We start from the raw sequence: 13,555 nt of genomic DNA, 5'->3' as shown, positions 1-13,555 counted from the left end.
GAACGAAAACGTCCCGACCAGAGTCTGATCTGTAAACAAAAAACTCTGGTATCCCCTCATGGATGGATGAAGGGACTTGCCAGAGTCCTCATCACGGTTGCTGCCGTCTCACTTTTGTTACTGCGCCATGGACGTTTCCGGTTGCGTTTGGATGATGCGCTGTTCCTTTAGTCTCTCCATTTGCTCCTGCGTCAGTCCGAGCCGTTCCGCCAGAACCTCTTCCGTATGCTGACCGAGGAGCGGCGGGCTGGAGGTTATCCCGACCGCCGACTCTGACAATTGGACCGGCAGCCGAGGCAGGCGGATATTTCCGAGCGTCGGATGTTCCACCTCTTGCAGCATCCCGACCGCCTCTACCTGCGGATCATCCAGGAGGCTGCCTATCCGGGTTACCCGGGAGCAAGGCACGCCGGCGGCACTCAATCGTTCCAGCCATTCCGCCGATGTCCTGGTTTGAAGAATGCGGATGATTTCCCGATCCAGCTCTTTCCGATGGCGGACTCTCGAAAGGTTGGTGGCATACCGTTCGTCCGCCAGCCACTCCTCTTTTCCCAACGCGGCAGCCAGTTTGGCAAAAAGGTTGTCGTTGGATATCCCGATCAACAACTCCTCATCCGCCGTCGGATAGGCATCATAGGGAGCAAACGCGGCATGCCCCGCCCCCATCTTCTCGGGTTCCTGTCCAGTGGCCAGATAAGCGAGGAGATGGTATCCGACCCACGACAGTCCCGTCTCAAACAGCGAGGCGGTCACCCGTTGCCCTTTTCCCGTCGAGCGACGCTCATATAGCGCCGCAAGCACCCCGACGGCGGCCCACAGGGCGCTTCCCTGATCGAGGATGGACACGCCGGCGCGCACGGAGGGGCCTCCGGGCGCACCGGTCACTGTCATGATCCCCGTCCGCGCCTGCAACAGGCCGTCATATCCGGGTTTCTCACGCTCCGGCCCCGCCTGCCCGTAGGCGGAAATGGTACAGTAAACCAACGAAGGGTTCAGCTGTTTCAGCCGCTCGTACCCAAAGCCTAGCTGCTCCGCCTTTCCGTAACGAAAGTTTTCAACAAACACATCCGCCTGTTCGATCAGCCGGTACATCAAGTCCCTGCCCTGCGGCGTGCGGATGTCGATCACAACCGACTTCTTGTTCCGGTTGATATTGAGAAAATAACAACTTTCCCCGCCGATGTGCGGGCCCATGCCGCGGGCGTCATCCCCTCTGCCGGGACGCTCCACCTTGATGACCTCTGCTCCCAGATCGCCGAGGATCATGGTGACACTGGGTCCGGCGATGTTGGCCGTCACATCCACCACTGTCACGTCTTGCAATGGCTTGCCCACCGCCTCACCCCCTTCCTCATCCATGAACATGATACCGCCCACGCTTCCGGCAAAATGTAAGGAAGCCTCATTCTTTCGGCCGCTTCGGAATCAGGGCCTTCCGTTCAAAGGTCAGCACGGTTTCGCCGCGCTGGTTCCAGGCGCGTGTGCGAACGTGGACAATGCCGCGATCCGGCTTGCTTTGCGATTCCACTTTGTCCAGGACGGTGGTCTCTGCGTAAATCGTGTCGCCATGGAATGTCGGACCGACGTGCTTGACGTTGGAATACTCCAGGTTGGCGATCGCCTTGCCGCTGATCGAACGGACAGTCATGCCAACAACGATACTGAACACCAACGTGCCGACCACCAACCGCTGTCCGTGCTGCGTGCCGGCTGCATAGTGGGCATCGATATGCAAGGGGTGATGGTTCATTGTCAGCATCGAAAACAAGGTGTCATCATACTCCGTGATCGTCCGGCCAGGCCAGTGCCGGATCACCTCGCCCACTTCAAAATCCTCAAAATAACGTCCAAATTCCTCCATCCTCACCTTGTTTTGCTCCATTGTCGCTCCTCCTTATTGTTATCTATCTGTATTGGTCATCTATTGTATCTGTTTCTATTTGATCAATAAGAACGAGGCAGTCCCAATACATGTTCGGCAACATAGGAAAGAATCAGATTGGTGGAAATCGGCGCCACTTGGTACAGGCGGGTCTCCCTGAATTTCCGCTCCACGTCGTATTCTTCCGCGAAGCCAAAACCGCCATGGGTTTGCAGCGCCACGTTTGCCGCCTCCCACGAAGCGTCAGCAGCCAGCAATTTGGCCATGTTGGCTTCCGCGCCGCAAGGTTGTCCCTGATCAAACAGCGAAGCCGCATGGAACCGCATCCGGTCAGCCGCTTCAATGTTCACGTAGGCCCGGGCGATCGGGAACTGGATGCCCTGGTTCTGTCCGATCGGGCGGTTGAAGACCACGCGCTGCTTGGCGTAATTGACGGCCCGTTCGATAAACCAGCGGCCGTCTCCGATGCATTCGGCGGCGATCAAGATGCGCTCCGCGTTCATGCCGTCCAGAATGTAACGAAAGCCCTTTCCTTCCTCGCCAATCAAATTTTCGACCGGAACTTCCAGGTTTTCGATAAACAATTCCGTCGTGGAATGGTTCATCATCGTGCGAATCGGGCGAATGGTGATCCCGTTCCCCACCGCTTCCCGCAAATCAACCAGCAAAACAGATAAGCCCTCCGTCCGCTTTTTCACCTGATCGATCGGGGTGGTGCGGACCAGCAGCAACATCAAATCGGAATATTCCGTTCGTGAGATGAACACCTTTTGCCCGTTGACAATATATTTGTCCCCTTTGCGCTCGGCAAAAGTCCGCAGTTTCGTCGTATCAGAACCGGTATTGGGCTCTGTCACGCCAAATGCCTGCAGCCTCAGCTCGCCGCTGGCTATCTTCGGCAGGTATTTTTTCTTCTGCTCCTCGGAACCGTGACGCAGCAGGGTGCCCATGGTGTACATCTGGGCATGGCAAGCACCTGCGTTCCCGCCGCTGCGGTTGATCTCTTCCAGGACGATGGAGGCTTCGGTAATCCCCAGCCCGGAACCGCCATACTCTTCCGGAATCAGCACGGACAAATAGCCGGCCTTGGTCAACGCGTTGACAAACGCTTCCGGATATGCCCGCTCACGATCCAGTTCACGCCAATATTCGTCCGGATAATCGGCACAGATTTTCCGCACGGCTTGCCGCAGATCTTCGTGCAATTCTTTGGTTGCCAAGAGAAAACCTCCTTACCATTGGGATAATCAAAAGATAAAAACCAACAAAGGTTATAATTAAGGATACTGTATCCAATATCGGATGTCTAGCCTTAGTTCTTGGACTTATAGAGGTAGTGGTATGCGTGTACCGCAAATTCAATGGCTAGCCGTTTTTCCGGCGACATGAAATCGCTTCCCAGCAGTTCTTCCAGTTTTTGTATCCGGTGATACAGCGTTTGCCGCACCACAAACAATTTTTCCGCCGTCTCCCGTTTTGAACCATGGCAGGCCAGGTAGGTATACAGCGTCTGCATCAGTTCGCCATTGCGCTGCCTGTCGTAGTCGATGACAGGCTTCAGGTAATCCATGACAAATTCCTTCAGTTCTTCGTCGGATACGGCATCAAAAAGGCGGTAGATATGCAAATCTTCGTAAAACAGCCTGTTTTTCTTGCCGGCTTTTTCTTCAATCTCAAGCACTTTTTGCGCCATCTGAAAGCTTTTGCTGATGTGCGTGACATCGTCCACCATTTTTCCGACACCAAGCTTGAGCTCCGTAAAACCCACTTTATCCGATACGGCCGATCCCTTGATGCGCTCCAACGCTTCCGTGACGCGCGTTTTCCACGCTTGACCATCCCGTGTGTCAACCAGGATAAAAATGAGGAACGGTTCACGCATGGTGGAGAGCGTGATAAAACCGTACTGCTGAAAAATCGAACGGGCAATGACGGCCAAATGCAAGATTTGTGATTCGTTGAATGTCCTGTCAAAACTTTGCTGTTTCTCAATGCCGGCCACGCAGACACATCCCTTAAACGTTTTAAACGCAAACGTCTTGAAAGCGGGGTCGATGGTTTTCAGCCGACGGAACACTTCTTCATCCTGGTGTTTGCCGCTCAGCCAGTCATATATCCACTGATCTTCTTGATGCCGCCTTCTTTCTTCCACATACAATGTCCGCATCAGTTCCTGGGCCACCGCCGTGGCGCAGCGATCCAGGATTAAGGAATCAAATTCGGTGAGTTCACGGTTGCGTGAAATGAGTGCAAGATCAGCCCACTTTTGATTGAACGCCTGAACCGGTTTGACCGCGACGCACAAACCGGATCGCGCCAGCTCGCCGGAGCGGACCAGAGACAATATCTTTTCTCTTCTTTCTTCTGCCCCGGGATTCGGGATACAGAGCGCTTCCCCCTGCAGCGGAAGATAGGCGACCTGTACGTTCAAAAAGCGGTGAAGACGGTGCAAAATCTTCGGCAGGGCGTTGGCGGAAAGCAGCAGTTGATTCACCTCGTTTGAGAATCTTTCCAGTTGATCCACCATTTCATAGTGCTTGTTGATCAGCGCGCGGTGCAGATCCTGGGTAATATCGACATAAGGAATTTCATCCGCTTTCTCCCACACGATAACCGGAAAATGGTGCCGGTCGGCCATCTGAATCAAGTCATCCGGGATCTTTTCGAAGTAGTAGCCCAACTGGATGCAAAGCGCCGATACGTTCTTTTCAATCAACTGCTGAAGAAAAGAAAGGCGCAGATGCTTCTGTCCCCACACGATGCCTGTCGAGAGAATCAGCTCATGCCCATGCAGCAGCTCCCCGATTTCCGTGACTTCAAACACATGTACCCACTTGACGACACGGTTTAACCCTTCGTGGCCTGCTACCACTTTGGCCTTGCGAAACAGCGGCCGCTCAAGAATCTCCTTCACAGTCAATGTATGGTAAACGTCCATCGGAACGAATGCCCCCAAAAATAGACGAAATGTAAAATTTCAACGGCATATTATTAACATTTCGATACATGCCGCAATGAAATTTCATAACTTAGAATTTATGCGTGTACTGATATTTTATCGTATTTCACATCTTTGTAAAATTGGGTCGAGAAACTGATAGGATTTCGCAAGAAAGCTTCATCTCTTCAATTGATCAAAAATTTATAAAAGGAGTGGTTGTATGTAGATTCGGTGAAATACACAAAATATGAAAACGCTTTTTTGGCGCGAGATTTTTCTATGTATACTAGAAATCTTAAACACTATAATAAAAGCATTTCTATTAATCAAAATGATTATTTCTCAGCTTAATAAGGAGTGGTTGTAATATGGAAAAAGTTTTAAATACACAAACCAGCATGTCTTCCATTACAAGTAAAGAAGAAAGGAAAGAAGATTACGCATTGGAAAAAGTCCCACAGCATTATCGCATGAACTGGTGGTCAATTACCAACGTGGCCATTGGTGTAGCGACAGCACTTGTCTTTATGCAAATGGGCAGCCTAATGGCAGTATCATACGGTTCGGTTAATGCCCTGCTTGCTGAAATATATGCGACTGTGATTACTGGAGTTCTGGGAATTGTAATCGCATACTTTGCCGCAAAATCTGGGTTGAACGTCAATCTGATGGCCCGTGGCGGTGGATACGGATATATTGGCGCTTCGATCACTTCATTTATCTATGCTATCAATTTCATTATGTATTGTGCCATTGAAGGAGCCATTATGGCTGGAGCGGTTTACGAATATTTGCCACAGATTCCATTATGGGTTTATATGATCTTTTTTGGTCTCGTCGTTATTCCTTTCAACTGGTTTGGTGTGAGACAGTTGGATCAATTTCAGAAGTGGTCGTTGCCAATTTTCATCATTTTACTCATTGCAGGCATGATTGCAGCAGCGAAAATGGAACCGGCTTATTCGGGATCAGTGTGGACGTACCTACCCGAAAACGCGAAGATTGGAGGAATCGCATTATTGACTTGTATCGGAACAATGAATGGCCTGGTAGGCATTGTTGCTTTGCTGCTATCCGACTACGCCCGATTCATTAAATGGGAACAATTCAAGATTGGCGTTTTTGCAGTAGGTTTTATTCCACCACTGGTCTGCTTTTTCCTCATGGGCGTCATTGGCATTTGGTTCGGCGTACGCTTCATGGAAGCCAATCCAGGAGTTTATTTCGTACAAGCCATAGGTATTTTTGGAGCGTTATTTTCTATAATTACTCAATTTAGAATAAATATCACTAATTTATACAGCGGTTCTCTTTCGTTATCCAACTTCTTCGAAAATGTCTTTAACTTTAAGCCTGGTCGCACGTTCTGGGTGGTTTTTGTTTCTGTCACAGCGATTATTTCGATGCTTGCTGGGATTTTAGATCACCTTGGTCCGTTGCTTACTTTCCAAGGAGTTTTTCTATTTGCCTGGGCAGCTACGATCGTCGCTGACGCCATTATTGTAAAAAAAGTGTTAAAATTAGGACCGAATTATTTCGAATATCGCAGAGAATATCTGTATGCTTGGAACCCTGTCGGGGTTACTGCTCTAATCATCGCAAGTATCCTAGGAACATTTGCAGCCTTTGGTTTCATGGGCACACTACTTCAAAATATCGCAGCATTCTTTGCTGGAATCGTTGCCTTCATTTTGGTCATCGTACTGGCATTAGTAACCCAAGGAAAATATTATGCCAAACAAATCGTTACAGACCACCCTGTAGAAGAAGTTATTTAGCAAATTTTCTAAATTATTAAATTTAATCTTCAGATTTGGAGGATGATATTATGACCCAATACCGCATTGCCATTGATGTCGGAGGAACATTTACAGGTGTCATTGCTTTCAATGAACATGACGGAAAGATGCTCGTGACAAAAGTGTCATCCACTCCATCTCATCCAGAGACAGGCGTAATCAACGGAATTGAAAAGTTAAACCTATCAGGAAAAGAGATCAAAATGTTCTCTCACGGAACCACTGTTGGCACCAATGCGTTAATCGAACGTAAATTGCCAAAAACAGCACTCATTACCACCAAGGGATTTAGAGACGTTCCGGAAATTCGCCGTGGAACCAAACTCGATTTGTGGGATGCGTATAAAGATGTAGCACCCCCCTATATTCGGCGCCGGGATCGCTTCGAAATAGAAGAAAGAGTGGATTATTCGGGAAAAATTTTGGTTGAAGTTAGTGAAGATGAAGTCAGGCAGCTTGCACAAAAACTGAAAAAACGCAAGTATGAATCGGTTGCTATTTGTTTTATCAATGCTTATGTAAACGGAACCAATGAAGCCAGATTAAAAAAGATTCTAGAAGAAGAATTGCCCGGCGTGTATATTTGTACATCCAGCGAAATCTTACCAGAGATATTTGAACATGAACGAATGAGCACTACAATCATCAATGCCGTTCTGGGTCCAAAGGTCAGTCATTATATTAGCTTACTAGAAAACAAGATGAAAAACAAAGGTTATGAAGGCGATATTTTGGTTGTGCATTCGGGTGGCGGCGTGATGACATCAAAAACTGTTCCTCGTTATGCAGCACGTCTGGCAAGTTCCGGCATCGCCGCCGGAGCAATCGCAAGTCAATATATCGCCAACTTATGTGGGTTCAAAAACGCAATAGGGCTTGACATGGGGGGGACCAGTACCGACATTTCCCTCATGTATGAAGGAAATCTACGCATTACAAAAGATTGGTATATCGAATACGGATATCCGATTGGGTTTCCAAGTATTGAGATTTTAACGATCGGGGCCGGCGGGGGCAGCCTGGCTTGGATCGATGAGGGCGGCTCGCTACGCAATGGTCCGCAAAGTGCCGGCGCCGAACCTGGGCCAGCCTGTTATGACCTCGGAGGGACAGAGCCAACCAATACAGACGCCAATCTTGTTCTCGGTCGCCTGAATACCAAGCTGTTAGATGGTCAAATGGAATTAAACAAAGAAGCGGCATTGAAAGCGATACGAAAAATAGGCGAAAAATTCAGGTACACGGATTATGAAGCAGCCAACGCCATATTAAAAGTGGCCAATGCAAATATGTGTGATGCGCTACGTTTGATTTCCGTCCGGCGCGGCTATGATCCACGAGAATTTGTACTTGTTGCATTTGGAGGTGCCGGTCCATTGCATAGCGCATACCTGGCTAAAGAAATGGATATTCCGCATGTCATCATTCCGCCTCATCCAGGAGTAGCTGCTGCGCTGGGCTGTCTGTTAGTTGATGTACGCCATGACGTATCGAAGACATTTGTAATAAGTGTAAACGAGGTAGCAGCTGAAGAATTGGAAGAAGAATTTTCCAACTTGGAAAAAGAAGCAATCCAGCTTCTCGAAAAAGACGGCATAGGTCCTGAAAACATGAAATTGATCCGCTATATAGAAATGCGCTACCTAGGACAATGGCGCTCACTACATGTTTCTTTAAGCAAACCAATTCAATCGCTCAGTACGGCTCTTGAGAAATTTCATCAAGAACACGAGAGAGAATTTGCCTTCTCAAACCGGGATCAAGGTGTAGAAATTTACGGTTTGCGAGTGGAAGCCATTGGTACAGTACCAAAACCCGAATTGCCCAAAAAAGAACCGAAGGGAACATTGGAAGGGGCACTAAAAGAATCAAGAGATGTATATTTCGAAGAGACCGGAGGATTTGTTCGGACACCCATCTATTACCGTCCGGATATTCCAATACAGGCAGAAATATACGGACCTGCTGTTGTAGAAGAATTGGATTCCACTATTTTGATTCCACCAGGGTTCCATGCAAAGGTTGATGAATATGGCAATCTCATCATATCTTACAAAAATTAGATGAACAGGAGGGTAAGAAAGCCATGACTAATGTTAAAACTGTTAACAACAAAGTCAAACTAGACCCAGTAACGTTCGAAGTATTGAAAAACGGTTTTATCAACTTGGTTGATCAAATGGCGGAACAAATACTGAGAACTTGTTATTCCTTTGTGATTTATAACCGAGATTTCAGTTCTGCTTTGTGTGACGCAGATGGGAACACAGTCATGCAGGGAACGCAAGACATTTCCGTTCATGTGGGAACCTTGCATCTGACAGCAAAAGCGGTGATTGAGGACTTTGGAGACGACATTCATCCGGGTGACGTGTTTCTTGTAAATGACCCATACAGAGGTGGCACCCATTTTAATGATGTGCGGGTCATCCGTCCAGTTTTTTACAACGATAAATTGATCGCTTTTATGCAGTCGAATGGTCACTGGGCGGATATGGGTGGTTCGGTACCAGGATCTTTTGATATTAATTCGAAAGACCATTATGGTGAGGGTGTACGTATTCCGCCCGTACGAATTTGGAGCAAGGGAAAATATTTATCAGATGTTGCTAATCTTATCGTTTCTAATATGCGTGTACCAGAAGAACGATTAGGAGATTTGCGCGCCCAAGCTGAAGCAACAAAGGTAGCAGAAAAACAATTAATCCGACTTGTGGAAAAATACGGGTTGGATACCGTCTTAACGGCATTTGAAGAAGTGCAGGACTATGTAGAAAGACTAACGAGGGCTAAATTGAAAGAATTACCAAACGGAACTTGGGAGACGGTGGATTACATCGATATGGATCCTGAATTGGGAGACGGTTTAATTCCGATCCATGTCAAAATGACGATCAAAGATGGCGAGATTTATTATGATCTGGAAGGTTCGCATCCGTATATCGGATGTTTCTTGAATTCCGCATTTGGCTCTACTCTATCTGCCCTTTATGCGGGAACAAAAACATTTTTCCCAGATGTACCGCTCAACTCAGGATTCTATCGAGTCATTCACACCCATTTACCCGAAAACTCGGTGGTAAATGCGCCTTGGCCAGTGGCCGTGACCGGATTTTGTTCTGGGGCCTATGAGAAAATTATGAACGCCTGCTTTGAACTTTGGTCAAATATCATCCCTGAAAGAGCCCTCGCCTGCTCGTTTAACTTGGAATACCTTTTAATTGGGGGTTGGGACAAACGAGCAAATTATGACCGTTATTTTATGTGGTATGACTGGATGGCCGGAGGGCACGGAGGACGCAGCGATCGCGACGGTGCCAATGCCCTTTCACCTGTATTTGGTCTCGGGTTGAGCATTCAGCCTTGTGAAGGTCAGGAACGACTTTCCCCCGTCATTACCACAAAGCATGAGATTATCCCCGATTCAGGAGGGCCAGGAAAATACCGTGGTGGATGCGGGGTAGAAAAGGGAGGCATCCTGACCAAAGTGAAAGATACAGTGATGTCCTATTGTTGCGATCGTTCCCGCTCCGTAACCTGGGGGTTATTTGGAGGACTGCCATCCTATCCCCACGGGGCGTGGTTAAATCCAGGAAAAGAAAACGAACAGTTTTTAGGCGCCATTTTTTCCAATGTAAAAGTAAAAGAAGGAGACAGTTTCACGCGTCCGTCAGCCGGTGGCGGAGGCTTGGGAGACCCCTTACAGCGATCTCCTGAGGCGGTTTTGGAAGATGTGATTGATGGATACGTCTCCATTGAACGAGCGGAAAAAGATTACGGCGTGGTAATTAGAGAAATTGACAGAGACCTGGATCAATATGAGATCGATATGGAGGCCACCCAGCGGACACGTGAATATATCCGTAACAACCGGAAAAAATGGCTAAACGAAGATATCAATGTGGTATATGAGATGTACAAAAAGGGCGAAATCGACAAGTTAGATCTCATTCGACGTTATGGAGTCATCGTTGATTTTAAGAATGATACAGTTTTGAAAAAATCAACTCAGCAATTTCGGGAAATGTTGCAAAAACGTTCAGTTGCATATTGGGATTAATTTATAGTTAGGTATATAAATGAAATTTTGATGAGATTATATCTGTAAAAGGTGGCTCCTATGGGAATTGTGAATGGATATGTGACGTTTCAACCATAGGATGGCCTCCTTTTTTATTCGATTCTCCAGGTAAACGCACCAAGAAGCGAAACGAACAAAAGAATGTTGTTGTGTACACAATGTAAAGTGTTACTATCAATTTTCTTGACCAGATGGTTAGTGCTTGTTTTCTTCTTTATTATGTAATCTGAAAATAATCACGGTTTAAGGGGGGATGAAAGCGTGATTATCGGCATTCCCAAGGAGATCAAAAACAACGAATTCCGTGTCGCTGTGACGCCTGCCGGTGTCCATCAGCTGACCCAGGCCGGGCACCAGGTGATTCTGGAGCGGTCGGCCGGCGCCGGCATCGGGTTTTCCGACGAGGATTACCGTGCCGCGGGGGCACGGATTGCCGACCGGGAAACCGTCTGGCGGGAAGCCGAGATGGTGATGAAGGTCAAAGAACCGCTTCCCGAAGAATATCCATATTTCAGGAAAGGGTTGATCCTGTTCGCCTATCTTCACCTGGCTGCCGCGGGCGACCTGGTTTTTGAACTGATGAAAAGCGGCGTCCATGCGGTGGCCTATGAAACCATCCAGTTGGACGACGGATCGCTCCCTTTGCTGATGCCGATGAGCGAAGTGGCCGGACGCATGGCGGTGCAGATCGGCGCGAGGTTTCTTGAGAAAAGTCACGGCGGAAAAGGCATCCTGCTGGGGGGCGTGCCCGGGGTCAAGCCGGGGCATGTGGTGATCATCGGCGGCGGGATTGTGGGAACCAACGCGGCCAAAATGGCGCTCGGCATGCGCGCGCGGGTGACGATTTTGGAGAATTCGCCAAAAAGGCTGCGCGAACTGGATGACTTGTTTCATGGACAAATCAACGCCCTGATGTCCAACCCTTACAACATCGCATCGGCGGTCAAAGAGGCTGACCTCTTAATCGGGGCGGTGCTGCTCCCCGGGGCGAGAGCCCCCAAGCTGGTGACAGAACAAATGGTCAGCCAGATGCAGCCGGGGTCGGTCATCGTGGATGTGGCCGTCGACCAAGGCGGGTGCATCGAGACGGTAGACCGGGTCACCACGCATGACAACCCTGTCTATGAAAAACACGGCGTGCTTCATTATGCGGTGCCCAACATCCCTGCCGCCGTACCGTATACGTCAACCATCGCCCTGACCAATGCCACCTTGCCCTATGCCCTTCAGATTGCCAACGAAGGCTTGGAAAAAGCCATCCAATCCAACAAGGCGTTGCGGAAAGGGCTGAATGTCACCGGCGGCCGCGTTGTCAATCCTGCCGTGGCCGAGGCATTCCAGTTGGAGACCCATCCGATCGCGTAAAGCCTGTCTGTTCATGGATCATCATTTCAAGATTGCGGGAGAGGAGTTCGCTATGGGTACGACATTGGCACTGAAAGAAGCGGACAGACGATACTATTTGCACCCGACAAGCTCCATCAAGGACCATTTCCATCACGGCCCGAAACTGATTTTGGAACGCGGTGAAGGCGTTTACGTGTATGACACCCAAGGCAAGCGTTACATCGACGGCCTTTCTTCCCTCTGGAACGTCAACGTGGGGCATGGACGCCGGGAACTGGCCGAAGTAGCATTCAACCAGATGCGTCAGCTGGCTTACAGCTCTTCCTTCAACAATTTTAGCCATGAACCGGTCATCCGCCTGGCGGAAAAGCTGGCTTCCATCACGCCCGGGGATCTGAATGTCACCTTTTTTACATCCGGCGGTTCAGAATCCAATGACACGGCATTTAAGCTGGTCCGGTATTATTTCAAATTGAAAGGCGAACCACACCGCTTCAAAATCATCGCCAGGAACAAGGGGTATCACGGCATCGCCATGGGCTCCACCAGCGCCACCGGCATTCCTGCTTTCCGGGAGATGGCCGGCCCATTGGCCGAGGGGTTTCTGCACGTGCCCGCTCCCCACTGCTATCACTGTGAACTCAATTTGACGCCGCCGGATTGTCAGCTGGCCTGTGCAGCTCAAAGCATCCGCCGGTTGATTGAAAAAGAAGGTCCGGAAACCGTGGCGGCGATCATTCTTGAACCCATTCAGGGAGCGGGCGGGGTCATCGTTCCGCCGGCAGGGTATTTTCGGGAAGTGCGCAAGATTTGTGATGAATACGGCATCCTCCTCATCGCTGATGAGGTGATCACCGGCTTCGGCCGGACCGGCAAATGGTTCGGCATGCTGCACGAAGGCGTGCAGGCCGACATCATGACCATTGCCAAAGGCATCACCAGCGGCTATGTTCCGCTGGGAGGAGTGGTCATCAGCGAACGAATGCACGCCGAACTGGCCGCGCTCTCCAGCGGAGTGATGGCACACGGTTACACGTACAGCGGACATCCGACCGCCTGTGCGGTGGCACTTGAAAACATTGCCATCATCGAGCGCGAGCACCTGGTTGAAAACGCCGCCAAAATGGGCGAATTGCTGCGGCGGCGCTTGGATGAGTTGAAAGCACAGTCACCCATTGTCGGCCATGTGATGTCAAGAGGCCTGCTGGCTTCTCTCGATCTGGTCCGTGACAAAACGACGAAAGAACTTTTTGATCCCGACTCCGGCATCGCCTTTAAGGTGGCGGACGCGGCATTGAGGCGAGGACTGATTGTCCGTGCCATCGCCATTCAAGGTTCCCAGATTGTGGCCATGGCCCCGCCGTTAATCATCAATGCGGCGCAAATTGAAGAAATGGTGGCGATTCTGGCCGAGGCAATTGATGAAGTTGCCGCGCAAATCTAAAGTGCTGCCTAGCATGCCAACAAGCATACGTATGCACCGCCTAACATAGGCATCCCGTATC

The 13,555-nt window shown here is 49.4% G+C and carries 9 protein-coding genes; 5 read left to right on the top strand and 4 right to left on the bottom strand.

Annotated features, from left to right (window positions below; translation table 11 throughout):
- Nucleotides 1–117: 117 nt before the first annotated feature.
- From BAA01_14415 to BAA01_14400, 4 genes are all read right to left on the bottom strand, one after another.
- A complete protein-coding gene (locus tag BAA01_14415; protein ID OUM88843.1) occupies nucleotides 118–1,359 on the bottom strand; it encodes a formyl-CoA transferase in 1,242 nt (413 codons plus the stop codon).
- A 43-nt stretch (nucleotides 1,360–1,402) separates the two neighbouring features.
- Nucleotides 1,403–1,882 carry a dehydratase gene (locus tag BAA01_14410; GenBank protein OUM88818.1) on the bottom strand — a complete coding sequence of 160 codons (480 nt, stop codon included), beginning with the start codon at nucleotides 1,880–1,882 and terminating at the stop codon, nucleotides 1,403–1,405.
- A 62-nt stretch (nucleotides 1,883–1,944) separates the two neighbouring features.
- Entirely contained in the window at nucleotides 1,945–3,102 is a 1,158-nt protein-coding gene (locus tag BAA01_14405; protein ID OUM88817.1) for an acyl-CoA dehydrogenase, read from the bottom strand.
- Between the two features lie 92 nt (nucleotides 3,103–3,194).
- Nucleotides 3,195–4,820, bottom strand: coding sequence for a hypothetical protein (locus BAA01_14400; protein ID OUM88816.1), 1,626 nt, complete (start codon nucleotides 4,818–4,820; stop codon nucleotides 3,195–3,197).
- 371 nt (nucleotides 4,821–5,191) lie between these two features.
- Between BAA01_14400 and BAA01_14395 the strand changes: the two genes are divergently transcribed.
- The 5 genes from BAA01_14395 to BAA01_14375 all read left to right on the top strand — a co-directional run bounded on the left by BAA01_14395 (nucleotide 5,192) and on the right by BAA01_14375 (nucleotide 13,494).
- Nucleotides 5,192–6,601 (top strand): permease, encoded by a 1,410-nt coding sequence (locus tag BAA01_14395; protein ID OUM88815.1) that lies wholly within the window; start codon nucleotides 5,192–5,194, stop codon nucleotides 6,599–6,601.
- A 50-nt stretch (nucleotides 6,602–6,651) separates the two neighbouring features.
- Nucleotides 6,652–8,685: a hydantoinase gene (locus BAA01_14390; protein ID OUM88814.1), complete on the top strand. Its 2,034-nt coding sequence runs from the start codon at nucleotides 6,652–6,654 to the stop codon at nucleotides 8,683–8,685.
- Between the two features lie 23 nt (nucleotides 8,686–8,708).
- On the top strand, nucleotides 8,709–10,682 hold the full coding sequence (locus tag BAA01_14385; protein ID OUM88813.1) for a methylhydantoinase: 1,974 nt from the start codon (nucleotides 8,709–8,711) through the stop codon (nucleotides 10,680–10,682).
- Between the two features lie 282 nt (nucleotides 10,683–10,964).
- Nucleotides 10,965–12,068, top strand: a complete 1,104-nt coding sequence (locus BAA01_14380) for an alanine dehydrogenase (GenBank protein ID OUM88812.1) — start codon at nucleotides 10,965–10,967, stop codon at nucleotides 12,066–12,068.
- A 52-nt stretch (nucleotides 12,069–12,120) separates the two neighbouring features.
- A complete protein-coding gene (locus BAA01_14375) occupies nucleotides 12,121–13,494 on the top strand; it encodes an aminotransferase (GenBank protein OUM88811.1) in 1,374 nt (457 codons plus the stop codon).
- The last annotated feature ends 61 nt before the right edge of the window (nucleotides 13,495–13,555 follow it).

It is taken from the genome of Bacillus thermozeamaize (genome assembly GCA_002159075.1).
GTDB lineage: Bacteria > Bacillota > Bacilli > ZCTH02-B2 > ZCTH02-B2 > Bacillus_BB > Bacillus_BB thermozeamaize.
Note: the sequence above shows the minus strand (reverse complement) of the source record. Positions and strands in the feature narration are given on the sequence as shown.